This is a genomic window from Pseudoalteromonas sp. APC 3358, assembly GCF_030408075.1.
Classification (GTDB): domain Bacteria; phylum Pseudomonadota; class Gammaproteobacteria; order Enterobacterales; family Alteromonadaceae; genus Pseudoalteromonas; species Pseudoalteromonas arctica.
Genome location: NZ_JASDCE010000001.1, coordinates 475,566 through 501,316 on the forward strand (window position 1 = coordinate 475,566; position 25,751 = coordinate 501,316).

Genomic DNA, 25,751 nt, shown 5'->3' on the forward strand with positions numbered 1-25,751 from the left:
ACCCTGAAATATAAACAGGTTTAAATGAGCGAGCTTATGCAATTAGCCCACACTTCTACATCATTAGATTTAACACAAAATAACAGTCAGTTTATTAGTGCTCGTATTAATGATGTGCATCGAAAAAATCTCGAAAATACAGTGAAAGAAGGTTTTTTAGTTGCGTATAACGCTAAGCTTACTTCTTTTATGCCACTACTTTGCCAATACGTTACCGAGCAAGGAAAGTGCACGTTAGGGCTAAGGCAAGCAACTTCGCCATTGTTTATTGAGCAATATTTAGCATCACCCGTTGAAGATTTTTTAGATGAAAGTATTTCTCGCAATAAAATTTTTGAACTTGGTAATCTCTGCTCTACAAACCGAAGAGCAACACTTGCACATTTTATTATTGTTAACGAAGCTCTGCAAAGTGTGGGGGCAAAACATTTAGTGTTTTGTGCAACCAACAAGGTGCGTGCTTTATTGCGCTTACTTGGTGTTACGTGTACCGAAATTGCACTTGCGAGCAGTTTTGTAGTTGAGAACCCATTAAAGTGGGGCAGCTATTACGCCAACCAACCAACAGTATGCATTGTGAGCCTAGAGCAAGCTCACCAACAAGTACTAAATACCCCAATGCTTTATAGTTTGATGCAGCAAAACCACTCAAATATCAATTCTTTGGTAAATGCATTGGTGAACGTATGAATTACTATAATACACATTCAATATCGCCATTAATTATTGCCCATAATAAAGAGCAAACACTTGAAATTAACGGTGATGAGTTTAACCAGCAAATACAAAAAGTAGTAAAAATACTACAAGGCTTTAACGGCAAATGTGTCGCTTATAAGCTCGATAATACGCCAGCTTGGCTTGTTATTGATGCCGCTACAGCGGTTTCTAATAAAGTGGCTGTGCCAATAGCTCACTTTTTTAGTGAACAACAAACTCAATATGTACTAGCGCAATGCGGCGCACATTTATTTATTAGCGACACGCTAAACCCTTTACTTTGGGAGCCGACTGCATCGATTACTTTATTTGAGTTTTACACATTATATATTTACGAAATCGTTGTAGTTAAACCCGTCAGTTATTTTCCAGAAACTCAAAAAGTAACGTTTACATCAGGATCGACTGGGCAACCAAAAGGCGTGTGTTTATCTGCAAAGAGTCAAATGCAGGTAGCCCAATCTCTGTGCGATAAAATTAATATTAAAAAGCCTGTTCATTTATGTTTATTGCCGCTTGCTGTATTGCTTGAAAATATAGCCGGTGTGTATGCCCCTTTAAAAAGTGGCGGTACAGTGCATTTAATGCCGTTAAATGAATTAGGATTTGTTGGAACTGCATTAAAACAGCCCGCACAGCTTATAGCTGCTATTGATAAAGTTAAGCCAAATACGCTTATTTTAGTGCCTGAACTATTAGCATGCTTAGTTGCTTTTGCAGAAGATGGGTGGCAACCGCCTAGGTCGTTACAGTTTATTGCAGTAGGTGGTGCGCGTGTCAGCGAAATGCTATTAACCAAAGCGCGTAGCTTAAATTTACCGGTATACCAAGGTTATGGTCTTTCTGAGGCGGCATCTGTAGTTAGTTTAAATACGCCCACAAACGATAACCTTCACAGTGCAGGCTCTGTGTTACCTCATATTCAAACCAAAATTGAAAATGGCCAGCTTTTTATAAAAGGCGATTTGTTTTTAGGTTACTTAAATCATCAACCTCACGACAAAAACCAGTGGTATGCAACCGGCGATCTGGTCGATCAGCGTAAAAATACTTTATTTATTAAAGGCCGCCTAAAAAACCTAATTATTACCAGCATGGGGCGCAATATCAGTGCCGAGTGGCCTGAATCACTATTACTAAGTCAAAGCGGTATTTTACAAGCGGTTGTGTTTGGTGAAGGTCGACCTTTTTTAACCGCCATTATTTATGCCGATTCAAAGCTAAGTAACCCAGTGTTAGAACAATACATTAACGCAATTAATAAACAACTACCCGACTATGCACGAATTCAAAAATGGCATCGTTTAACTGCCCCATTAAGTATGCAACAAGGATTATTAACCACAAATAATCGTCCAAAACGAGATGCCATAAGTAAGCAGTACCATGCTGTGTTTGATCAATTTTACCGACTTGGAGAAGTAATTAATGAGTGATTTTTTTAACACCCTCAAAGAGCAAACTAAACAAGAGCAAAACTACTTGCTTGCAGCGCCTATTATTCAGCGTGTTTTTAAAGGCGAAGCATCACTTGAAGAATACGCCTCGTTTTTAGCGCAAGCGTACCACCATGTTAAGCACACCGTGCCATTAATGATGTCGGTTGGTGCGCGATTAACCGACGATCAAGAGTGGCTGCGCGAAGCCGTCGCAGAATACATTGAAGAAGAGATAGGCCATCAAGAGTGGGTACTCAATGATATTGCAGCCTGTGGTTTTGACAAAGAGACAGTGCGGTGTAGTCAGCCGCAATACGCTACCGAAATGATGGTGTCGTATGCGTACGACTCCATTACACGTAAAAATCCATTGAGCTTTTTTGGCATGGTGCATGTGCTTGAAGGCACTTCTATAGCGCTTGCTGATGGCGCAGCTTCAAATATTGCAAATGCTGTGGGCTTACCTAAAAAAGCATTTAGTTATTTAACCTCTCACGGCGCACTTGATATAGAGCATGTAAAGTTTTTTGAAAACCTAATGAACCAAATAACAGATGAGGCGGATCAACAAGCCATACTCCATGGTGCAAAGCGCTTTTATCGTTTATACGGCGATATATTTCGTGGGCTCGATGACGAACCGTTTTTTAAAGCAAGTGCACAAGGTAAATTGGCATGAGTAGCGCTTTATGTGTGCTCACTGGCGCAACAGGCGGAATAGGGCAAGCGATTGCTAAAGCCCTATATGCAAAAGGGTGGAAGTTACTGCTTGTAGGGCGAAATACCCAAGCCCTTGAAAAACTGAGCCGTGCATGCCCTGACAGTGAAATATTTATAGGCGACCTAACCGACGATACAACACGCATTAACCTAGCAATAAAAGCCAAGCAACTCGGCGGCGTTAAGTTACTTATTAACAATGCCGGTATAAATACAATGCAAAGCTTAGAGCACACAAGTAATGAGCAAATAGATAATATGCTCATTACTAATTTGTCGGTGCCTATTAAATTATGCCAGCTATTTTTAGGGCAGTTAGCGTATACCAAAGGCACCATTGTTAACGTGGGCTCATCGTTTGGCAGTATTGGCTACCCGTTTCAAACACTTTATTGCGCCAGTAAATTTGGTTTACGTGGTTTTACAGAAGCGCTCTCGCGTGAGTTGGATGGTTTAGGCGTTAAAGTGACCTATTTAGCGCCTAGAGCAACAGATACATCTATTAATAGCAGTAAAGCGCGTGCAATGAATAAAGAACTCGGTAATAAAATGGACTCGCCAGAATTAGTTGCTCAAGAGTTATTAGCACTTATAAATTCGAATCAAACAAGGCGTTTTATTGGTTTTCCTGAAAAATTATTTGCACGCATAAATGGCGCATTCCCAAGCGTTGTTGATAACGCTATTGCAAAACAACTTCCTAAAATTAAACGTTTTTTAAGTTAACAAACACACAAGGGCAAAATTATGTATAAATTTATACTCGCATTTTATTTAGTATTAACAACTGTATTTGCAACCGCAGTACACGCAGATGAAACACAAGACTTAACCTCTATTCAACAAAAGTGGGCAATTGCTAATTACGAACTTGAAGATGATGCGCAAATAGACGCGTTTACGCAACTAAGTGAGCAAAGTGCATTGTTTGTTAAAAACTACCCAAACTCGGCACAAACACATATTTGGAATGGTATTGTGTTAGCCAGTTTTGCAGGCGCAAAAGGCGGGTTGGGTGCACTTGGTTTAGCAAAAGAGGCAAAAACGTCACTCGAAAATGCACTCTCAATAGATGGCAGTGCATTAAATGGCTCAGCTTACGCAAGCCTTGCAACGCTTTATAGCAAAGTACCCGGTTGGCCAATTGGTTTTGGTGATGACGACAAAGCTGAAAAATTATTTAAACAAGCGCTCGCTTTTAATCTCGAAGGCATTGATACTAATTACTTATACGGTGAATATTTGTATGACGAAGGCGATTATAAACAAGCTAAAGCACGACTACTTGTAGCACAAGCTGCGGGCATTCGTGATACTCGGGCAAAAGCAGATGAATATCGCCAACAAGCAATAAGCCAGCTATTGGTAAAAGTAGATAAAAAACTAAAAAGATAAACACATAATGCATTTATTACTCGTTGAGGACGATCATTTAGTGGCGCAAGGGCTTATTCGCTCTTTGCGTCAAGAGGGCTACAGCGTAGAGCATAGTGGCACAGTTAAGCATGCCTTAGAGTGCCTTTCTAGTGGTGAGATTGAGCTTGTTATTCTCGATTTAGGATTACCTGATGGCGACGGCTCGCAAGTTTTAAAGCATATTAAAGCACAAAAAAAAGTTATTCCGGTGGTTATTTTAACTGCTCGCGGCAGTATTGATGACAAAGTCCAAGGGCTTGACATGGGCGCTGACGATTACCTTGCAAAGCCGTTTGACCCCGCTGAGCTATTTGCCCGTTTACGTGTAGCAAGTCGGCGCATTAACCAAACACAATCAAGCTTATTGCGCTGTGGTGATGTGGTAATGGATACATCAGCTCATACAGTTACACTAAGTGGGCAGTCACTTACACTGCCGCGAAAAGAATACATGCTTTTAAAGGCGCTGATGGAAAATCAGGGAAGGGTGCAATCAAAACAACAACTCGAAAACAAACTTTACCAATGGGGTGAAGAAGTTGGCTCTAATACCATAGAGGTGCATATTCATCATCTTCGTAAAAAATTCCCTAGCGATTTTATTAAAACCTTACGTGGCATTGGTTACGTGGTTGGTAAGCGTTAGGGTGTGTTTATCTTTCGAGGTTGAAAATGTCTATTCGTAAACGTCTGACCTTAATTTTACTTTCAATGATGGTGCTAACTTGCTTTTTAGCATTAGTAAAAGGCTATCAAAAAAGCATGCGCCACGGCGAAAAATTGCTTGATAATGAACTTAAAATAGTGGCTGGCGTTTTAATTGAACAACCATTAGCACTAAGCACAAATGCAGTACAAGTAAGCAATAATAGTGCTCAGTTGTTGTATCAAATCTGGCAAAATAATAGTTTACTTAGTGGCTCATCGAGTTTAACGAATAACCAAATTAGTTTTAGCGAGGGCTTTCAAACTGCCAATATAGCAGGGCAGCGTATGCGAGTGTTTGTGATGAGAAAAAATACCCGTAAAGTCATTGTTGCTGAACCTATGGCAAAGCGGTTTGAATTAGCTGAAGCCGTTATTTTATCTGCAATGTTACCTATGCTATGGGCAGTCCCTCTGCTTGCTATTTTTATTAGCTTTTTTGTTAAATACGCATTAGCCCCTCTTACTCGATTATCTAAGCAGCTGGCTACTCGCCAAGCAAACGACTTTACGCCAATTAACTGGCAGGTAACCGACGAGGAAATTAAACCTGTTATTAATCGTTTAAACGACTTATTTAAGCGCGTAGAAACTGCCTACTTACGAGAGCGCTTTTTTGCCTCAGATGCAGCTCACGAATTACGTACCCCGCTCAGTAGTTTAAAAATTAATGTACACAATTTAGCTAGTAAGCAAAGCAACTCGCAAAACCATCAAGAACTCCAAGCTATGTCGCAGGGCATTAATCGCTTAAGTAATATTGTTGAACAAATGCTAATTTTAGGGCGCACTCAGCCTGAACAATGGCAGAGGCAGTTTAGCGAACAATCATTGCTAACGATTACTCAACAAGTTGTATCGGAGCAATACGACAAAATAGATGAAAAAAACCAAACGATTAGCCTCGAAGGTGATGATTTTGTAATTAATGGTGATGAGTTTACATTAACCACACTCATCGCTAATTTACTTAGCAATGCCATAAAATACACCCCCAATAATGGTCAAATAATAATTAAATTAGCATCAAGTAATAACAGCTATAGTTGGCAAATTGATGATTCTGGTGCGGGCATGACTGAAGAGCAAAAAGAGCGAATATTTAATCGCTTTTATCGCGTAGGTGGCGATCAACATCCATCAGGCGAGCAAGGTGCGGGTTTAGGTATGGCGATTGTTCAACACATAATTGCTATTTATGGCGCAAGTATTCATTTAGCGAATAGCCCTTTAGGCGGACTAACCGTTAAGGTTACTTTTACAGGAGTAAAAAGTGACTAAACGTTTATTCAATCAATGTCTTTGTTGTTTGCTATTTTTGTCGTTTAACGCGGCGAGTAAAGAGTACCTTATTATTTTAAAAGATCATTTGTTTTATCCCTCACAAATAATTATTCCCACAAATAAAAAAGTAAAACTATTGATAGAAAACCAAGACAGCACACCAGAAGAGTTTGATAGCTTTGATCTAAACAGAGAGAAAGTACTCTACCCAAATCGTAAAAGCATTATTTATATAGGGCCGCTAAGTAAAGGGCATTACGAGTTTTTTGGTGAGTTTTCGCCAAATACAGCAAGGGGCGTTGTTATAGTTAACGATGAAGGGGCGCAGCATGCTAATAACTAGTTTAGTCATGAGCCTTAACCAATTACTACCAGTGGCTATTTTATTAGTATTACTACAAGTAGTTAAAAAACAAAGCTCTTTAAAAATAGGGTCTGCTTTATTAATAGGCGCGATAATGTCGTTTTTGTACATGCAAAGTGCGTCGTGGGTGAGCCAGTGGTTTGAACACCAAGGGTTAGAGTACTCACAAATAGGGCTATGTATTACTATATTTATTGCTGTATTGGTATTTGCACTAAAGCAAAAGTCAGCGGCATTTTATATCGCAGTTATAAGCATAATAACGCTGTATTTAAGCCATTATATTATTTACCTCACCAGTTTTTGGCAAAATAATGATGCAGGGCAAAGCTTATTTATTGGCACTTTATTAGGTGTGGGAATTTGTTTAAGTTTTAGCGTATTGCTGTACTTTTTAATGAATGCAATTAAGCACCGTTTTGGTATGTACCCGCTTTTTACTTTGCTTGCTTTTAACAGCGCGGCTAAGTTACTAGTTGCACTGGATTTGGCAAGCCAAATAGATTTAATTACAAACACCTCAACAGTGTGGGATTTACGTAATTTGTTAAGCGAAAACTCTGAGCTAGGCCGCGTACTGCGTGCTCTTGTTGGTTACGAGGCCACTCCTGATTTAATGAGTGTACTTATATATAGTACAAGCAGCGTGTTATTTTTATTACTTTGTTATGTTATTTCGGCTTCAATAACTAAGGAACGTGTATGAAAGCACTCAACCTATATTCAGCGCTTAGTTTTACCGCTCTTTGTTTGTTGGTATTCTCAATCCAAGCAAAGGCCGATGGTATTGTTGTTGATAAGGTATATCACCCCTATGTTTTGCCTTTTGAGCGTGAGTTTGAGTGGCGATTAGTGTCGCACCAAACAGATAGTGGCAACATACTAGCGCAGCGTTTGGGTGGCGGTGGTGCTATTAACGATACAATGGCACTCGAAGGCTATTTAGTTGGTGAGCGAGACGATAACGGCGACTTTGGATTAGAAGCTTATGAGCTTGAGCTACGTTGGCAATTAATTGAACAAGGTAAATTATGGGCTGATTGGGGCGCGTTATTTGAGCTTGAAAAAAAGCATAACGAAGATGTGTATGAGGCAACCTCGGGTTTTGTGATCGAAAAAGAATTTGGAAAAACAAGTCTTACGCTAAATGCTTTTTTGGTTTATGAGTGGGGGCAAGACATTAAAAACGAATGGGAAAGTGAGTTTAGAGCACAATATCGCTATCGATATCGCTCTGCTTTCCAGCCTTCTATAGAGGTTTACGTAGGTGAAGACTTTATTGGTATAGGGCCTGGCTTTATAGGTTTACAGCGCTTTGATGGGCAAAAGCAATTAAAATGGGAAGCGGGTTTCATCACTGAGATAAGCCAATCAGAAAAAAACCATAGTTTTAGGCTCGCATTAGAATTTGAATTTTAATAACCAATGATAGCTGTTTTGGTTGTTTATCATTCTGATTATAGATAGGTACTTGACATATTATTTAAACTCTATATAGTGGGCCGCAGCTAGAAAGAAAGCATGTAAGCTATAAATCTCCATTTCGATATAAGTAATACTTGTAGTACCGTCCTGAAGTTTTTAAAGTACCATCTCATTTTTTGCTACACCCGCTCTTATGAGCATATTTTTATTTTTATTTCAGGATATTACAATGTCTAACATCGTATCAGGTACAGTTAAGTGGTTTAACGAGTCTAAAGGTTTTGGTTTCATCGAGCAAGAAAATGGCCCAGACGTTTTCGCACATTTCTCAGCAATCAAAAGCGAAGGTTTCAAAACTTTAGCTGAAGGCCAACGTGTAGAGTTTACTCTTTCACAAGGTCAAAAAGGTCCACAAGCTGATAACATCACAGCTGTATAATTTTACTTTTTAAGTAAAATGAAAAAAAGCGCTTAAGGCGCTTTTTTTGTGTCTGAAATTTGACTCAAACCAAGCAACGCCCATTATCACTGTAAATTAACTAAATGATATTGCTATTATTTAGCCCCTCCTAATATTCGTTTTTCTATTCTTCTAAGCCATTGTGCTAATGCAAGTGAGTTTAAGCTTGTAATTTATACCGAACATTTCTCCCTTATAATTTCAAAACAACAAATTCAAAACGACAAAGACCAGCTTGTTAGTAGTACTCTCGATATTGTAAAAGATATTTGCACAGCTATTGATATAACCTGCGAGTTTAAATTGCTTCCTTGGAAGCGTGCTTATAACTTAGTTTAAAAGCCCCTTACTTTGGCATTGTCTCAATAATTAAAAACATCGAACGTGACCCACCATTTTATTGGGCTGGGCCACTGGCGCGAGTCAAACTTTCTTTTATAAGCTCAAAGCTGATAAGTAAGTTATACCAATTCCATTAAGTATGCGGTCTAAATTTTACGCCGAAAAAAAAATTCAGCTCTAGGCGTATATAAAATTGGTTTTAAAGCGGGCGAAAACTTACTAATGTTTGGAGGCGAAAACAATATATGGATTTGTTTTTAAAAAGAAAAATAGATCTAATTTAGGTTCAAAAGTTACAATAAAGTATAGCTAGAACTCTTTGGATATAAAGCAACTGACGCAGTGAAGTGCAAGAATTACTTCTTCCTAAGCTTGTGAGCAATTACATTGCATTTAATAAATCAGTACCAGAGCATGTCATAAAGCAATTTTATGAAGAATATAAAAAGTTAAAAATGAAAGATGATTTTGTCGCCCATAAGCATACTTACCTTCAATGATTTATCTTTCGTAAGGCAGCCCTTTATTTTGCTTTATTTTTAAAAATGCAGCTTGCAGCGCTTCAATTAAACGCATATCTGTTTTTTTATTCGCAGCTAAATAAGCATCAATTGTTAGCTCATCTATTTTATAGATAAACCTTAAGTGTGCTGGTTTGAGCTTTAGGTAGTCGCTCATCTGCCGCATATATAAAGGATCGTCTACAATTAAATCTACTTTTTTAGCTAATAGTAAAGAGTATGATTTTTGAATATCAGAGGTTAAAACAACTTCAAATCCAAGTTTCGTGAGGGTTTGTGTTGAAAAGTCATTGCGTTGCATTGCAATTTTATACACTTTTGCTTGTTCAGTATTATTTATAATAAGATCATTTCGCTCTGATAGGCCGATAAAGCCCAGCTCAAATCGTCCAACTGGTCCAATCCAATAAAATTTATTTTCTCGCTCTACAGTGCGTGCAAGGCTGTATATAAAGGTGTTTTTTAACTCATCTGCAATTTTATAAGCACGTGCCCAAGGATACATTTGAATGTTAGGTGTGAGATCAGCCTCAGCAAATATATCTCTAATAAACTGAGTACCTTCACCTGCTACCTCGCCATTAATCAATACTTGGTTTGGTGGTGCTAACTCTGTAACAACAAGCAGGGCTTCCTTTGCTTGAACATACACAGAGCAAATTAAAAAAAGAGAATAAAGAATATATTTCACAATAGCGAATCGTCATTCGGTTAGCTTAAGTAATAATAAGTGTGGCTGAAAATATGAAAAACACAAAAATTATTTATGTGAACTTGTTACTAAGATATTGGTTTATTTGAGTTATGTATAACTATAAAGGGGGCTAGATAGATAGGTGGTTCGAGGTTAGAAGTAGTTGAGGCTAAAAATTAAGGCCTAAAACGATAAAAGGGCCTTGCGGCCCTTGGTGAAGTATCGTTCAAGTCAGATAGAGCTTTAACCCCTTAAAGCACTATCCTCTTGTTTTGCAACACCGGTGTTCATCTCAATAAGTTTCTAAGCTAGCGAGAGGAAAAACCCAGCAATTGCTGCGCTCATAAGGTTAGCCATAGATCCTGCTAACACTGCTCTGAGCCCTAAGCGTGCGATATCCTTCCGCCGACTAGGCGCCATACCGCCTAACCCACCTAGTAAAATGGCTATCGATGATAAGTTAGCAAACCCACATAAAGCAAAAGTAACGATTGCTTGTGTGTGCGCGCTTAACGTATCGCGATAATTTATAAAGTCTAAGTAAGCAACAAACTCGTTTACTACTATCTTTTGACCAATAAAACTGCCGGCTATAATCGCTTCATCCCATGGCACACCTAGTAACCATGCAACTGGAGCAAATACATAACCTAATATTTCTTGAAGCGTTAATGTTGGGTAATCAAACCACCCGCCAATACCGCCTAATAAACCGTTTAATAATGCAATTAGCGCTACAAAAGCAAGTAACATTGCACCTACATTAAGTGCTAAATGCATACCGTTTGCAGCACCTGATGCAGCTGCATCAATTACATTTACAGGCTTATCTTCGTCATCTAAATCTAAATCAGCTAAGTTATCTCTAGGCGTTTCAGTTTCTGGCACAATCATCTTGGCCATTAAGAAACCACCTGGTGCAGCCATAAAGCTCGCAGCAATAAGATACTTAAGATCTACGCCAATAATTACGTAACCGGCCATTACAGAGCCTGCTACAGTGGCTAAGCCACCTACCATTACTGCAAACAATTCCGATTTTGTCATCGTTGCTATAAATGGCTTAACTATTAACGGTGCTTCAGTTTGGCCTACAAAAATATTTGCAGTTGCTGAAAGCGATTCTGTGCGCGAGGTCTTCAATAATTTTTGTAAACCGCCGCCTAAAATCCTAATTATCCAATCCATAATGCCAAGGTGATATAACACAGCAACAAGCGCTGAGAAAAACACGATAACTGGCAAAACTTGAATTGCAAAAATAAAACCTAATGTGTCTTGTGAGGCGAGTGGACCAAATAAAAACCCAATACCATCATTAGCATAACCAATAACCGACGAGACGGCTGATGACATGCTAGTTAACACATTTTTTCCTGCTTCGAAAAACAGAACAAAACCGCCTATAACAATTTGCATCGCAAATGCTATACCAACGGTTCTTAAATTAATTGCCTTGCGATTAGTTGACGCAGCAAAGGCAATGCTTAGTAGCACACACATGCCTACTAAGCTCATAAATGTTGTCATACAAATGTTTCCCGTTGTTATTCTTGTAGTAAATATTTAATTTTACTTTTTATTATATCAATCGCAACGCGGTTCATGCCGCCTCGAGTCACAACTAAATCAGCGTTATGCTTAGAAGGCTCAATGAATTGATAAAACATCGGTCTAACAGTTGCCTGATATTGCTCAACAACAGATTGTAATGTTCTGCCTCGTTGCTCCATATCACGTTGCATACGACGCATTAAACAAATATCTAAAGGTGTGTCTATAAACACCTTAATATCAAATTCTTTATTAAGCGCTTTATCACTCAATAGTAAAATACCTTCAACAATGAGTATTTTAGCAGCTGGCACTCGGCGTGTGGTTGCGCTACGCGTGTGCTGTGCATAATCATACGTTGGTACTTCTACTGAGTTACCACAACGAAGTTGCGTTAAATGCTCAAGCATTAATGCGTGTTCAAATGCATCTGGATGGTCGTAATTTGTTTGCGTACGATGAGCCATCGGCAAATGCGACTGATCCTTGTAATAAGCATCTTCTTCAATAATGGCGATAGCGCCTGGTTCAAGCTCATTAACCAATTCATTGTAAATTGTTTGGCTAAAAAGAGATTTGCCCGACGCTGATGCGCCTGCAATGGCTATAATAGTAGTTCGTGTCACTAAAGTTCTCATCCACACAGAAAGATATATTGTTGGTAGATCACAATAGCAAAAAAGACACGATTAATCTCTTTTGCTTCGCTCAAGGGTGCAAATTTATAATGTTTAGGTTTTATGAAACAGGACTTTTGTCCTGTACGGAAAATTCGATCAGCGGATAAAGTAACCACCTAGAATCAAAGTGAGGTCAAAATGGCAAGAGCAATTATTTTAATGGCAGATAGCCTAGGAATCGGTGCAGCACCAGATGCAGATAAATTCGGCGATCTTGGGGCTAATACATTCGCTCACTTACTAAAAGCATATTACGACGAAACAGGCAGTGCGCTGTCGCTTCCTAACCTATCAAAACTTGGGTTAGTGGATGCATGCGAAGCTGCCGGTGGCGAACCGTGTTTAATTTCAGACCGCCAAGCTCCTCAAGGTGCATGGGGTTACGCTAAAGAAATCTCTAGCGGAAAAGACACGCCATCAGGTCATTGGGAAATGGCAGGCGTACCTGTGTTATTTGATTGGGGATATTTCCCAAAAACACAGCCTAGTTTCCCACAAGAATTTATAGACGAGTTTATTGCTCGTACAGGTATTCCAGGCATTTTAGGCAATTGCCATGCATCAGGAACTACCATTTTAGAACAGCTAGGTGAAGAGCACGTAAAAACAGGTAAACCAATCTGTTACACCTCAGCTGATAGCGTGTTTCAAATAGCCGCGCATGAAGAGTCATTCGGCCTAGAGAAGCTTTATCAAGTTTGCGAAATCGCACGGGCGCTACTTGATGAAATGAATATAGGACGAGTGATTGCGCGGCCATTTTTGGGTTCAAATAGCCAAGACTTTGCTCGAACGGGTAATCGTCGTGACTATTCAGTACTTCCGCCTGCACCAACATTGCTAGATGTACTAGCAAAAGACGGCGGCGAAGTAATTAGTATTGGTAAAATTTCAGATATTTACGCGCATCAGGGCATAACCCAAAAGCACAAAGCACCTGGGCTTATGAACTTGCTAGAAAAAACTAGCGAAGTAATGGAAAGCGCGCCAGATCGTAGCTTAATCTTTACTAACCTAGTTGATTTTGATGAAAAATTTGGTCATCGTCGTAATCCAGTAGGATACGCAAAAGCATTAAAAGAATTTGATGACTATTTACCAACTATACTAAATCAGTTAAAAGCAGATGACGTATTAATGATCACTGCAGATCATGGCTGTGACCCAACCTTTCCAGGTTCTGAGCACACTCGTGAATACGTACCTGTTATTGCATACCAGCCAGGTATGAGTAACACACCATTAGGTGAACGCAACAGCTTTGCAGATATAGGTCAAACACTGGCACAGTGGTTTAGCTTATCTGCGCTTGATTACGGCGACAGCTTTTTAAATGAGCTAAAAACGCCAAATAAAAAGGAAAACAATTAATGAGTACTCCGCATATCAGTGCAAACGTTGGTGATTTCGCCGAAACAGTATTAATGCCAGGCGATCCGCTACGTGCGCAATATATTGCTGAAAACTTTTTAGATGATGCAGTACAAGTTACAGGCGTTCGTAACATGTACGGTTTCACTGGTACTTACAAAGGTAAGCCAGTAAGTATCATGGGTTCAGGCATGGGCATTCCATCAATGTCTATTTATGCACGTGAGCTAATTGTAAGCTTTGGCGTTAAAAATATTATACGTATTGGTACGTGTGGCGGTATTGGCACAGATATCAAAATTCGTGACGTAATTTTTGCACAAGGTGCAAGCACAGATTCAAACGTAAACCGTGCACGCGTACGTGGCTACGATTTTGCTGCTATTGCTAACTTTGACCTACTTTTAAACGGCGTAAACGCTGCTAAAGAGCTAGGAATTAAAGCAAAAGTAGGTAACGTATTTACGACAGATACATTCTATCAAGCAGATGATTCGTTCTATAAAGACTTAGACAAGTTAGGCATGCTAGCAGTAGATATGGAAACAGCAGGTTTATACGGCGTTGCAGCTGAATACGGCGCAAACGCAATGGCATTATTTACAGTAAGTGACCACGTAATCACTGGCGAAGCAACACCTGCTGATGAGCGTCAAAGCACGTTTAACGAAATGGTTAAAATTGCATTAGAGTCAATAGCTTAAATAATACATAACAGTTCCTTGGTAACGTATTCACTAAGTTTTGGAGACACGCCCAAAGTGAAGTGAGACTAAACCTCCAAAGCCGCATTTTATGCGGCTTTTTTTTATGCCTGAAGAAAATAAGCCACCATACAATATTGCATCGGATTTTGACGTGATTTGCTGTGTTGTAGGCGCAGAGCTTGCTCGCGCGAGAAGCACAGCTTCTAATTACTTAAGCTAACTACTCTAAAAGCGCAGCATCTCTAAACCTATTTGTGTATAACAGCCCTAAAAAAAATATGCACGCAGAGAAGAAAAAGAGGAGCAAATGAGAAGAGCAAAACCAATGCTGACTCGGCATTATAAAAGTACAAGCGTTGCTTTAAAAGCTTGTAACCTGCGCGAATAGAAGTGTTTATACCAAGTTTAGAGTATGACTTGTTGCTCATGTTAGAAGCACAGTCTCTGATTGTTTTTATTATTTTAACTTCTAAGCTCTTCTCTAAAAGCGCAGCGTCTCTAAACCTATTTGTGTATAACAGCCCTAAAAATAGTATGCACGCAGAGAAGAAAAAGAGGAGCAAATGAGAAGAGCAAAACCAATGCTGACTCGGCATTATAAAAGTACAAGCGTTGCTTTAAAAGCTTGTAACCTGCGCGAATAGAAGTGTTTATACCAAGTTTAGAGTATGACTTGTTGCTCATGTTAGAAGCACAACTTCTGATTATTTTAACTTCAAAGCTCTTCTCTAAAAGCGCAGCGTCTCTAAACCTCTTTGTGAATTAATCACTTTAGGTCTTAACTCTACGGTAGAGCAGAGTTTGTAGAGCGCAGTAAAGCTTCTAATTACACAACAAACATAACCTTTAAAAACAAAAAAAGGGCCAAGGCCCTTTTTTATGATATTGCGCCTAATCATACAGGCCAAATACTGAGTGCTTAAACAACTTCACCAGCTACTATCGTATTAAAGCTGTCGTTGTCATGTAAGCTTGCAAATGCGCTCTCATGTAATAGCTCATTACGTAAATTTGGAGAGTATTCAAGTGCCATTTTAATGTCGGCTAATGCATCAGCATGCTTATGTGTTAGCGCATAAGCACATGCTCGTTGCCAATAGGCATAACCATAGACACTATCTATATCAATGGCTTGATTACACAATTCAATGGCTTGTGCTGTTTCATTTATTTCTAATAACGCATCGGCCTTATAAGCAATGGCTTCAACATCTTCTGGTTTGCGTTTTAAAATCTCATCAAATATTTCAATTTTATTAGCAAAATCACTTTCTAAATTGGCACGCATCCATAACGAATGAACCTCGTTGGTAACCGATATGCGCTCTTGGTTACTGAGTATTTCTTCTGAGCGTACGCGTAGTTTTTCTTCAAGAATTTTTAATCGGTCTTCATACTCGTCAGTAATTACACTTACACGTGTATTTACAATATCTTCTACTTTGTTTTTAACATCGCGTAATGAGTTCCAGCCCACTAAAACCAAAATAGAAGCCGTAGCGGTAATTATAAAAAATACATTATTAATAGTATCGGTAGTGTACGTTAATGCGCGATCTGCAGTATCAAGCTGTGCATGAGTAACTTGCTTAGTTACATCCTCACGGAGTTTTTGTTGATCTTGCCTTACGGCTTTTAGCTCGTCGAGTATGTAGCGCTCCATTAGCGGTTTAAACATAGACTCTTTAAGTTGTTTGAGGGCTTGTTGCTCTTGTTGTGCTGTAGGGGCTGCTGGTTTTTGTTCAGCAGAATTTACTATGCCCGAAAAAAAAGTTAAACAAACAAAAAGTGTAGATAGGTAATAACGCATCGGTACGCCTAATTAAATTAATTACTGTAATAACTTTAACATGCAGGGCTGAATGGCACTAGGGCGCGTTGACTTTTCAGGATTAAAATTGACCTAATTTAGATAGGAGCAATAGTTGTAAGAATTTTTTAGCCTAGTGAGCTTAGCAATAACAGGTTAAAGCATGAGCATTTTGCTAATACTTAGGTGGTTTTAAGAAAAAATAGGCAAAAAAAACCAGCTCAATATGAGCTGGCAAAAACTGCTTAAAACAACAATATGTCGTAGGGATTAACAGGAGAACAACTTCATACTAACTGAATCTTTATGAACAAATACTTAATTCAATTCAATTAGTTAAAAATATAAGAATACTCAAAGTATTCGGTTTATAAAGTAAAGGTGCATTGGGCTTAAGTAATGCACCTTTATAATTATAACTATATAACTACAATTTCATGGTGAAGGGGGGTATTCCAATGTGCGCTTAAAATAAATTAAAACCACTTTCAAACCCTTCACATACCATTACGCCGAAATTTTTCAATTCGATCACAGGTCTAGTAAAAAGGTTAAGGTTAATTCACTAATTTGTTTTTTTATCTTACGTAATACCTTACACGAGCGTCATCAGATTTATTTTTACTATTATTTTGAACGTAATTACAAAGCTATTGTTAAATACATCATTAGCAAAAGGCCAATCAAAAATATAAATTGGAGCAATCGTTTTAAATAGTATGTTGAGGCTGGCGTAGCATAATTTATGCGCCTATATTAAGGATACGTAAGTGTTTAGGCAGGCACACTAAATAATAAGTAAGCCGATTAAATAAAAATAACCGTTACTTTTTAAAAAGTTATAAATACATAAACAACGATACTGATTGATTAAGTATTTTACTTTTCTATTATAAGGATTCCAGAATGAGCAACCCTAAAGCAGGCCAATGTCCGGTCATGCACGGCAGTAATACTAAAACGTCTAATCCCAATACTGATTGGTGGCCAAATGCCCTAAACTTAGACATTCTTCATCAGCACGACACCAAATCAAACCCATACAATAGCGACTTTAATTACGCTGAAGCATTTAAATCAATCGATCTTGACGCGCTAAAAACAGACGTAAAAAGCTTAATGACCGATAGCCAAGATTGGTGGCCAGCCGATTGGGGACATTACGGCGGTTTAATGATTCGTCTAGCATGGCACTCAGCGGGTTCATACCGTTTAGCCGATGGTAGAGGGGGCGGTGGTACAGGTAATCAACGTTTTGCGCCACTAAATTCATGGCCAGACAACGGTAACCTCGACAAAGCGCGCCGTTTACTTTGGCCAATAAAGAAAAAATACGGTAACAAGCTTTCATGGGCCGACTTAATTATTTTAGCGGGCAACATGGCATACGAATCAATGGGTTTAAAAACCTTTGGTTTTGCCGGCGGCCGAGAAGATATTTGGCACCCTGAAAAAGACGTTTACTGGGGAGCTGAAAAAGAATGGTTAGCGCCAAGTGACGGTCGTTACGAAAGTGTAGATAAACCAGATACCATGGAAAATCCATTAGCCGCAGTACAAATGGGCTTAATTTATGTCAACCCTGAAGGTGTAAATGGTATTCCTGATCCGCTTAAAACAGCGGCCCAAATTCGCGAAACTTTTGCACGTATGGCAATGGATGACGAAGAAACCGCCGCATTAACGGTAGGCGGACACACAGTAGGTAAAGCGCACGGTAATGGCAAAGCAGAAAACTTAGGACCAGAACCAGAAGCAGCTGACGTACACGAGCAAGGCCTTGGTTGGAATAACACTACAACCCGTGGGATTGGCCGCGATACAGTTACATCAGGTGTAGAGGGCGCATGGACTACGCACCCAACACAATGGGATAACGAATACTGTAAGCTTTTATTAACCTACGAATGGGAACTCACTAAAAGCCCTGCAGGCGCTCATCAGTGGGAGCCTATTAATATTAAAGAAGAAGACAAACCTGTCGATGTAGAAGATTCATCAATTCGTTTAAACCCAATGATGACAGATGCTGATATGGCCATGAAAGTGGACCCAACGTACCGTAAAATTATTGAGCGTTTTTATAACGACTTTGACTACTTTTCAGACGTGTTTGCACGTGCCTGGTTTAAACTAACTCACCGCGATTTAGGTCCTAAATCATGTTACTTAGGTGCTGACGTACCAAGCGAAGACTTAATTTGGCAAGATCCAATTCCAACCGTTGATTACACATTAACAGACGACGAAATTAGCAATTTAAAAACCACATTATTAAATTGTGGTGTTAGTGCCGCTGATTTAATAAATACAGCTTGGGATAGCGCACGTACTTATCGTGGTTCTGATAAACGTGGCGGCGCAAATGGTGCACGCATTCGTTTAGCACCGCAAAAAGATTGGCAAGGTAATGAGCCAGAACGTTTAGCATCAGTACTTAGTGCGCTTGAAAAAGTGCAGGCTGGCTTGAGTAAACCTGTTAGTATCGCCGACTTAATTGTTTTAGGTGGTACAGCAGCCGTAGAACAAGCTGCAAAACAAGCCGGTGTTGATGTAAACGTGCCGTTTGCTCCAGGACGTGGAGATGCAACAGACGAAATGACTGATGCAGAATCGTTTGATGTACTAGAACCCATTCACGATGGTTTTAGAAACTGGCTGAAAAAAGATTACGCAGTGTCAGCGGAAGAGTTATTACTAGAGCGCAGCCAACTAATGGGATTAAGTGCACCAGAAATGTCGGTACTTATTGGTGGGATGCGAGTACTAGGTACCAACTATGCTGGCAGCGAACATGGCGTATTTACAAATAGCGTAGGCTCATTAACCAACGACTTCTTTGTAAACTTAACTGACATGTCAAACCGTTGGGAGCCAACTCAAAAAGGTTTATACAATATAGTAGACCGTAAAAGTGGCACTACTAAATGGACTGCAACACGCGTTGATTTAGTATTTGGATCAAACTCTATATTGCGCGCACTTGCTGAGTTTTATGCACAAGACGACAACAAAGAGCGCTTTGTACATGACTTTGTAAATGCATGGGTAAAAGTAATGAACGCAGACAGATTCGATATTAAATAATCTGTACGCTAAATAAAAACGGGGGAGTAATAATTTACTCCCCCGTTTTTGCATATAGTCCCGGTCAGTATTACTTATAAAATATTGTAATTTATCTAAGTCATATAAAAATTAGGCATTAAAAAAGGCGGCAAAAGCCACCTTCTTATAAAACAATAAAACTTATAGAAGTGCAAAAAGCTTTTGTAGTTGTGGCATGTATTCGCTCACAAGTTCAAGGTTACTTTCGCTTACTAAAGACTCTGTAGACTCCTCAGCTGCGCTTGACGATTTACCAAACGAACCCATTAACGAACTAGCGCCTTTATCTTTAGCACTTTTCATACTTTGAAAACCGCCCATTACTTTATTCGCTGTTTCTTGATTATCAGCAGATAAACCCGATTTAAGGTTTTCGATATAAGCCATTGATACTTCAGAACCTACAGTTACTAGTTGCTCTGGTGTAAAGCCGTAGCGGCCTGTAACACCCGCGAAGCTTTTGTATAGGTCTTGCTCTTTAATCATGCTTAGTGCGCTATTAGCTAGAGAGCTTTGCTCGTCAACACTTTGATCTGCAGAACCACCTAACATACTTGCTAAGTCTAAGTCTTTTAAAGACTCTTGGCTGCTTGCCCAGCTCGTTACAGCTGGCAGTGCTTTCATATAGCTTTGAAGTTGACCTTCGTTAATATCTACTGCAAGGCTTGAGAAACTCATTGCTAATAAGCTAAGTGATACAAGTATTTTTTTCATTGAGCATTTCCTAGTATTAAAGTTGTGCCAATTAGAAACTAATAAGCAACACTTGCCAACACAAAATAATATATTGGCTGATTTTATAGTACAATTTATGAGAATTTATTTAAGTTCTAAGAATTTAGTTCATTCACCACAAGCTAATGTACTGATGATATAATACATTTTTGACAAATAGAGCTGAACACAATGTTAACAATTTCAAATACTGTCACTATCGATGAATGGGAACTAGAGCTTACGGCTATTCGTTCGCAAGGTGCCGGTGGTCAAAATGTTAACAAAGTAGCCAGTGCCATTCATTTACGCTTTGATATTAATCGCTCTAAATTACCTGATTTTTATAAAGAGCGTTTGCTAGCCTTAAATGATACAAGAATTACCAAAGAGGGCGTTTTAATAATTAAAGCGCAAAGCCACCGTACGCAAGAGCTAAACCGAGAAGATGCCCTTAAGCGCTTAAAAGATTTAATACTTAGTGCTACCGTTGTTAATAAAGCGCGTCGTGCCACCAAGCCCAGCCGTAATTCACAGCGAAAGCGCATGGACAAAAAAACCAAACACGGGCAAAACAAAGCGCTACGCGGCAACATAAAGTTTTAGTTTTAAACGGTATTAATAAAGTAGATAAAGGACTTGATGCCTACATGCAGGCACTATTTTTACATCGTATTGTACGTATAAAAATATAAGTGAGGGGTAGCCTCACTTATATTTAATAACTATTAATACCTACTTAGCCATTTCTAAATCAGATTCTGCATTTGCCAACATTGCAAACTCTTCATCAGCGCTTTTAGCAACTAAGTGTTTTGAGCTATAGCCAAAGTAATATGCGGCGCCCACAATAAACAGCACCATAGTGTATAAAAATGCACGAGGGTCAAACGCATACACACCCGTTAACGCTATAAGCGACAGTACTAAAGCAATACTTGACGTAACTACGCCACCTGGAGTTTTGTACGGGCGAGGTAAATCAGGTTGTTTAACGCGAAGTAAAATATGGCTCAGCGCCATTAATGCATACGAGAGCGTTGCACCTACTACTGCCATTGCAAGTATTAAGTCACCCTCACCACTGAGTGATACTAAAAAGCCAAATACTGCCGGTACAATCAACGCACGTGCTGGCACTTTGCGATTAGTCGTAATCGACAACGAACGTGGTAAATAACCGGCTCTAGATAAAGCAAACACTAAGCGACTATAACCATAAATAATAGAGAAAAACGAAGCAACTAAACCCGCAAGCCCTAATATATTTACAACGGTTGCTAAGCCCTCACTACCGGATGCATTTAATGCATCAACTAAAGGTACAGCACTTGCCCCCATTGCAGCAGCACCGCCAGCACCAGGTACTAAAACAACAACTAAAAAAGCAGTAAATAACAAAAAGATCATTGCACCAATAATGCCTTTTGGCACATCTTTAGCGGGATCTTTTGCTTCTTCTGCAGCAAGCGGTACACCTTCAACCGCTAAAAATAACCACATGGCAAACGGTAATGCAGCCCAAACCCCGTACCAACCTAAAGGTAAAAACTCACTGGCTCCCACTGCATTTGTTACGGGGACGTCAAATAAGCGCGATGCATCAAAATTTGTGATTAAAACAAAAGCCGTTGCAATAATAGCTAATACCGCTAAACCACTTATTACCATCATTACTTTAAGCGCTTCTCCTACGCCCGCTAAATGAATTCCCACAAATAGTAAGTAAAATAATGCATATACCCATGGGCCATTAAACCCGGTGAGGGCTTCAACTGCCGAACCAATAAAAATAACAATAGCAGCGGGTGCTAAGGCATATTCAATTAATACGGCAAGCCCGGTTAAATAGCCTCCCGCTGGCCCCATAGCTTGACGCGCAAAACTATAACCACCGCCTGCAGCAGGTATTGCAGCTGACATTTCAGCAAGCGATAGTACAAGCGCTAAATACATAACCGCCATTAATACTGCAGCAATGGCAAAACCACCCCAACCGGCTTCGGCGATACCAAAGTTCCAGCCTGCAAAGTCACCCGATATTACATACGACACACCCAAACCTGCGAGCAATAACCACCCCGCAGTACCACGTTTTAACTGTCTTTTAGCAAGGTACTCTGTATTATTAGTAGACATAACCTTTCTCCGTTGATGTTTAGTTTTTATTTTTTTATTTCATGTGTTTTTAATTAAAATTACTCAGCAATTAAAAAGTTAGTGGTTGAAACCTGATGCTCAATTACATCATCTTGTGTGCGGTCTTTTAAATTAACCCCAGTTAGTTTCAGTTTTTTAGCTTCACGTAATAAGTACAGTGCGCGTCTCGCCGCTTCTGTATAAGGTAGGCCTGCAGGGCGAATATTCGATATGCAATTACGACACGCATCGTTAAGTCCTGTTTTGGGCTCCCATGTTAAATACAAGCCAAGGCTATCTGGCGAACTAAGTCCTGGGCGCTCTCCTATTAACACCATAACCACCTGCGCATTTAGCAACTCACCTATATCGTCGCCAATCGCTACTCGCCCTTGCTCAACCAAAGTAATGGGAGCAATTTTAAATTGCTTGTCTGTTGTAAGGTGCGTTAATAGCTCTGTTATAAATGGGTATGCATTTTTTTGTACCGCCAACGACGAAAGTCCATCAACCACTACAATCGCTAAATCGTATTTAACCTGCGTAGTGTGTTTTTGTTTATTCATATAGCTGAGAAGTACTTGCCTACTACTTTCATTAAGTTTGCGGCCTAAATCGGGTCGCTGAAGGTAAGTAACCCTGTCAACGGCTTGGCTGTGTAAATGCAGGGGAGGGGCAACCTCTTTTAGAGCACTAATACTGCCTAGTTGCTCAGTCATTGCGTTAATATCAAGCGGAAAACTCACCGCATCACGCGCTTGTGCATGAGATAGCTGAAAAGCCAGCATTTCTGAGGTTGGTAAACTTATACCAGCGCGACCAAGCCCAATACGGGCGTCGGTAAAACGCCGTAAATCACTCCAAGGGTTGTGCACTACATTACCGTTATTTTTATGCTCATTTACTGAGTTATCTAATGGAGTGGTCGGTTTTGAACGTGATTTCATGAGCCACCTCCAGCAATTGCACCCAGAGGTTTTGCAAAAGCGGGAGGTAAGGTATCTGAAAGTGTGATATCGGTAGTGCTTTGCATAATTTTCATTTTGCTTAGCCATGCTTCAAACTCAGGGGCGGGTCTAGAGCCAAGAACTCGACGCACATATAATGCATCATGAAACGACGTAGTTTGGTAGTTAAGCATAATATCGTCAGAGCCAGGTATTCCCATTACAAACGAGCAACCTGCAACACCTAATAGCGTTAGCAAATTATCCATATCGTTTTGATCGGCCTCTGCATGATTGGTGTAACACACGTCGCACCCCATCGGTATGCCTAGTAACTTAGCGCAAAAGTGATCCTCAAGTCCTGCTCGGGTAATTTCTTTACCATCAAACAAATATTCAGGGCCAATAAACCCCACCACGGTATTAACCAGTAACGGGTTAAACTTACGAGCAACTGCATAAGCGCGAGCTTCACACGTTTGCTGATCAAGCCCATGATGCGCATTTGCTGAAAGCGAACTGCCTTGCCCAGTTTCAAAATACATCACATTATTGCCAACAGTGCCGCGCTTTAAACTCAAAGCGGCATCTTGCGCTTCAGCTAAGGTATTTAAATTAAAACCAAAACTTGAGTTAGTAGCCTCCGTGCCGCCAATCGACTGAAATACCAAATCAACCGGTGCGCCAGCTTCTATACATTCAATAGTGTTAGTAACATGGGTAAGCACACAGCTTTGCGTCGGTATGGCGTATTTTTGAATAACATCATCCATTAATGTCATTAATTTAATGGCCTGGGCAACGTTGTCGGTTGCTGGGTTTATACCTATTACGGCATCGCCATTACCGTATAGCAGCCCATCAAGCATGCATGCAGCAATACCGTTAATATCGTCAGTTGGATGATTGGGTTGTAAACGTGTAGATAAATGCCCAGGGAGGCCAATAGTGTTTCTAAAAGCACTTGTAACATGGCACTTTTTAGCAATTAATATGAGATCTTGATTGCGCATTATTTTGCTAACTGCAGCAGCCATTTCGGGCGTAATACCTTGCCTTATACTTGCAAGTATAGCGGGTGTTGCAAAGTCGCTTAAAAGCCAATTACGAAAATCGCCTACGGTTAAATGTGCAATAGCCATAAAGGCATTGGCATCGTGCTCGTCAATAATTAAGCGTGTAATTTCGTCATCTTCGTAGGGAATAAGTACCTCATTTAAAAATGTTTTAAGAGGTACATCGGCCAATGTCATTTGTGCCACAGCACGTTCTTGTGCTGATTGTGCAATTACGCCCGCTAAGCGATCACCCGAACGTTGCGGCGTTGCTTTAGCCATTAACTGGGCTAAGTTCTTGAATTTATAAGTGTGTGTACCTAAAGTGTAACTGTACGCTTGCCCCATGATTTACTCCACATAACTAATATGATAAACCTTGGTATAGGTTTTGCTGCATCTTTAGCTATAAATCAATTTTCAATAGTTACAAGACAGCTTATTTTGTACCAAGTAACTATCGAATTTCGGCAAAAGATTATTTATTAATCCAATTCAATTGGTTACATACGCAAAGCGGTGTTAACTTAACCATAATAAAAGTGTAACGAAAAAGAGCATCCCCTATATGGCGCAGCAAAGTAGCTACAACGCACCACTAAAGAGCAAGGTGCAAACACACGATATAGACGAGCAAGCGCATAGCCTTACTCAATGGCAGCAAAAATACGATCAAATGAGCGACGGCAGCTTTTATGGTTTTATTGAAGAAACAGATTACGCCAATATTCATGTGTTTAAAGAATACACCGAGCGAGCGCTTCGTCAGCAATGTAACATCGCCCCCAATTCTGTTTGGCTTGGCATTCCTTGTCAGTCGCAGCAAAGTAAGATTAATGGTCTAAGTGTGGCAAGTAATCAATTTATGTGCCGTACAAGTGATAATGACTTTGAGCTGATAACCCCTGAGCAATTTAATATTTATGGTTTGGTAATCGATTGGAATTCAATTGAATATATGGCGCAGCTACAAGGCGTAACATTGAAAAACCTGTCATCTGCCCAATCAGCTCGCTTATCGGTAAGCAACTCATCATTACAAACGGCAAGGCAAATAATTAATAGCATGGTTGTAGGCAAGGGCTTTGGACTTAAAACCGAATCACAACAAGATATGCTAAGCATGTTGGCACTACACTTATTACAAGCAGATAATCCACAACAAAATATTGCGCCAAGTTATAAACATAGAAAAGCCGTAGTAGATAAAGTAAAAGATTACGTGGCCACAAATCCACAAAACCCAATAACCATAACCGAGCTGTGCGAGCTCGCCTTTGTAAGTAGGCGCACACTTCAATATAGCTTTGAGAGTATTTTAGGAATTAACCCTTTGCGGTTTTTACGTTTAACACGCTTAAATAATGTAAGGCGGGAACTAAAAAAATTAAACCAAGATAAGCCAATTTCAGTAATAGCAGCCAATTGGGGATTTTGGCATGCGGGACAATTTGCTAAAGATTACACGCAACTATTTGGTGAAAACCCATCACAAACAGTTAAAAATTCAGCACAGCAGTTTAAACCACCGTGCTCTACAAACTTGTAGGTGCGAATTTACTTCGCGCTCGTGTAA

Annotated in this window: 25 protein-coding genes; 17 read left to right on the forward strand and 8 right to left on the reverse strand. The window is 39.7% G+C overall.

Annotation, left to right across the window (positions count from 1 at the left end):
* Nucleotides 1-36 precede the first annotated feature (36 nt).
* The 11 genes from QL995_RS02095 to QL995_RS02145 all read left to right on the forward strand — a co-directional run bounded on the left by QL995_RS02095 (nt 37) and on the right by QL995_RS02145 (nt 8,512).
* A complete protein-coding gene (locus QL995_RS02095) occupies nt 37-690 on the forward strand; it encodes a thermostable hemolysin (protein WP_290292466.1) in 654 nt (217 codons plus the stop codon).
* Nucleotides 687-2,156 (forward strand): AMP-binding protein, encoded by a 1,470-nt coding sequence (locus QL995_RS02100; RefSeq protein ID WP_290292215.1) that lies wholly within the window; start codon nt 687-689, stop codon nt 2,154-2,156. The genes QL995_RS02095 and QL995_RS02100 overlap by 4 nt, the downstream gene beginning before the upstream one ends.
* A complete protein-coding gene (locus tag QL995_RS02105; protein WP_290292217.1) occupies nt 2,149-2,838 on the forward strand; it encodes an iron-containing redox enzyme family protein in 690 nt (229 codons plus the stop codon). The genes QL995_RS02100 and QL995_RS02105 overlap by 8 nt, the downstream gene beginning before the upstream one ends.
* The gene (locus tag QL995_RS02110) at nt 2,835-3,605 is read left to right on the forward strand and encodes an SDR family oxidoreductase (RefSeq protein ID WP_290292220.1); all 771 of its coding nucleotides are present in this window, start codon (nt 2,835-2,837) and stop codon (nt 3,603-3,605) included. Before QL995_RS02105 ends, QL995_RS02110 begins: the two co-directional genes overlap by 4 nt.
* Before the next feature lie 21 nt (nt 3,606-3,626).
* Nucleotides 3,627-4,274, forward strand: coding sequence for a hypothetical protein (locus tag QL995_RS02115; RefSeq protein ID WP_165735955.1), 648 nt, complete (start codon nt 3,627-3,629; stop codon nt 4,272-4,274).
* A 7-nt stretch (nt 4,275-4,281) separates the two neighbouring features.
* Nucleotides 4,282-4,941 (forward strand): response regulator transcription factor, encoded by a 660-nt coding sequence (locus QL995_RS02120; protein WP_007583549.1) that lies wholly within the window; start codon nt 4,282-4,284, stop codon nt 4,939-4,941.
* A gap of 26 nt (nt 4,942-4,967) precedes the next feature.
* Entirely contained in the window at nt 4,968-6,281 is a 1,314-nt protein-coding gene (locus QL995_RS02125; RefSeq protein ID WP_290292225.1) for an ATP-binding protein, read from the forward strand.
* Complete coding sequence (locus QL995_RS02130; RefSeq protein WP_290292228.1) at nt 6,274-6,627, forward strand: cupredoxin domain-containing protein; 354 nt, start codon at nt 6,274-6,276, stop codon at nt 6,625-6,627. Before QL995_RS02125 ends, QL995_RS02130 begins: the two co-directional genes overlap by 8 nt.
* Complete coding sequence (locus QL995_RS02135) at nt 6,614-7,354, forward strand: iron transporter (protein ID WP_197149902.1); 741 nt, start codon at nt 6,614-6,616, stop codon at nt 7,352-7,354. The genes QL995_RS02130 and QL995_RS02135 overlap by 14 nt, the downstream gene beginning before the upstream one ends.
* Complete coding sequence (locus tag QL995_RS02140; protein ID WP_010555226.1) at nt 7,351-8,067, forward strand: hypothetical protein; 717 nt, start codon at nt 7,351-7,353, stop codon at nt 8,065-8,067. The genes QL995_RS02135 and QL995_RS02140 overlap by 4 nt, the downstream gene beginning before the upstream one ends.
* 235 nt (nt 8,068-8,302) lie before the next feature.
* Entirely contained in the window at nt 8,303-8,512 is a 210-nt protein-coding gene (locus QL995_RS02145) for a cold-shock protein (protein WP_002959120.1), read from the forward strand.
* 864 nt (nt 8,513-9,376) lie between these two features.
* Here the strand turns inward: QL995_RS02145 and QL995_RS02150 are convergent.
* The 3 genes from QL995_RS02150 to udk all read right to left on the reverse strand — a co-directional run bounded on the left by QL995_RS02150 (nt 9,377) and on the right by udk (nt 12,270).
* Nucleotides 9,377-10,087, reverse strand: a complete 711-nt coding sequence (locus QL995_RS02150; protein WP_290292235.1) for a transporter substrate-binding domain-containing protein — start codon at nt 10,085-10,087, stop codon at nt 9,377-9,379.
* 306 nt (nt 10,088-10,393) lie between these two features.
* On the reverse strand, nt 10,394-11,620 hold the full coding sequence (locus QL995_RS02155) for a NupC/NupG family nucleoside CNT transporter (protein ID WP_007583535.1): 1,227 nt from the start codon (nt 11,618-11,620) through the stop codon (nt 10,394-10,396).
* A gap of 17 nt (nt 11,621-11,637) precedes the next feature.
* Complete coding sequence (udk, locus tag QL995_RS02160) at nt 11,638-12,270, reverse strand: uridine kinase (RefSeq protein ID WP_007583533.1); 633 nt, start codon at nt 12,268-12,270, stop codon at nt 11,638-11,640.
* A gap of 192 nt (nt 12,271-12,462) precedes the next feature.
* Between udk and QL995_RS02165 the strand changes: the two genes are divergently transcribed.
* The 3 genes from QL995_RS02165 (at nt 12,463) to QL995_RS02175 (ending at nt 14,622) form a co-directional block, all read left to right on the forward strand.
* Nucleotides 12,463-13,695: a phosphopentomutase gene (locus tag QL995_RS02165; protein ID WP_010555228.1), complete on the forward strand. Its 1,233-nt coding sequence runs from the start codon at nt 12,463-12,465 to the stop codon at nt 13,693-13,695.
* Nucleotides 13,695-14,399: a purine-nucleoside phosphorylase gene (gene deoD / locus QL995_RS02170; RefSeq protein WP_002959109.1), complete on the forward strand. Its 705-nt coding sequence runs from the start codon at nt 13,695-13,697 to the stop codon at nt 14,397-14,399. Before QL995_RS02165 ends, deoD begins: the two co-directional genes overlap by 1 nt.
* 91 nt (nt 14,400-14,490) lie before the next feature.
* A complete protein-coding gene (locus tag QL995_RS02175; protein ID WP_290292243.1) occupies nt 14,491-14,622 on the forward strand; it encodes a hypothetical protein in 132 nt (43 codons plus the stop codon).
* Between the two features lie 699 nt (nt 14,623-15,321).
* Here the strand turns inward: QL995_RS02175 and QL995_RS02180 are convergent.
* Entirely contained in the window at nt 15,322-16,212 is an 891-nt protein-coding gene (locus QL995_RS02180; protein ID WP_007583526.1) for a tetratricopeptide repeat protein, read from the reverse strand.
* A 906-nt stretch (nt 16,213-17,118) separates the two neighbouring features.
* Between QL995_RS02180 and katG the strand changes: the two genes are divergently transcribed.
* Nucleotides 17,119-19,299, forward strand: coding sequence for a catalase/peroxidase HPI (katG, locus tag QL995_RS02185; RefSeq protein WP_101164385.1), 2,181 nt, complete (start codon nt 17,119-17,121; stop codon nt 19,297-19,299).
* Nucleotides 19,300-19,461: 162 nt separating this feature from the next.
* Here katG and QL995_RS02190 read toward each other — a convergent pair whose 3' ends face one another.
* The gene (locus QL995_RS02190; RefSeq protein WP_010555231.1) at nt 19,462-20,034 is read right to left on the reverse strand and encodes a hypothetical protein; all 573 of its coding nucleotides are present in this window, start codon (nt 20,032-20,034) and stop codon (nt 19,462-19,464) included.
* A gap of 192 nt (nt 20,035-20,226) precedes the next feature.
* Between QL995_RS02190 and arfB the strand changes: the two genes are divergently transcribed.
* A complete protein-coding gene (gene arfB, locus QL995_RS02195; RefSeq protein ID WP_007583522.1) occupies nt 20,227-20,640 on the forward strand; it encodes an alternative ribosome rescue aminoacyl-tRNA hydrolase ArfB in 414 nt (137 codons plus the stop codon).
* A 129-nt stretch (nt 20,641-20,769) separates the two neighbouring features.
* On the opposite strand, the gene eat is transcribed toward arfB, so the two are convergent.
* Genes eat through QL995_RS02210 form a run of 3 tightly spaced genes read right to left on the reverse strand, consistent with a single transcriptional unit; the run spans nt 20,770 to nt 24,523 of the window.
* On the reverse strand, nt 20,770-22,173 hold the full coding sequence (eat, locus tag QL995_RS02200) for an ethanolamine permease (protein ID WP_290292256.1): 1,404 nt from the start codon (nt 22,171-22,173) through the stop codon (nt 20,770-20,772).
* A gap of 59 nt (nt 22,174-22,232) precedes the next feature.
* Nucleotides 22,233-23,120 carry an ethanolamine ammonia-lyase subunit EutC gene (gene eutC, locus QL995_RS02205; RefSeq protein WP_290292259.1) on the reverse strand — a complete coding sequence of 296 codons (888 nt, stop codon included), beginning with the start codon at nt 23,118-23,120 and terminating at the stop codon, nt 22,233-22,235.
* On the reverse strand, nt 23,117-24,523 hold the full coding sequence (locus QL995_RS02210) for an ethanolamine ammonia-lyase subunit EutB (protein WP_290292261.1): 1,407 nt from the start codon (nt 24,521-24,523) through the stop codon (nt 23,117-23,119). Before QL995_RS02210 ends, eutC begins: the two co-directional genes overlap by 4 nt.
* Before the next feature lie 220 nt (nt 24,524-24,743).
* Here QL995_RS02210 and QL995_RS02215 point away from each other — a divergent pair, with 220 nt between their 5' ends.
* On the forward strand, nt 24,744-25,724 hold the full coding sequence (locus QL995_RS02215; protein ID WP_290292264.1) for a helix-turn-helix domain-containing protein: 981 nt from the start codon (nt 24,744-24,746) through the stop codon (nt 25,722-25,724).
* Nucleotides 25,725-25,751: the final 27 nt, after the last annotated feature.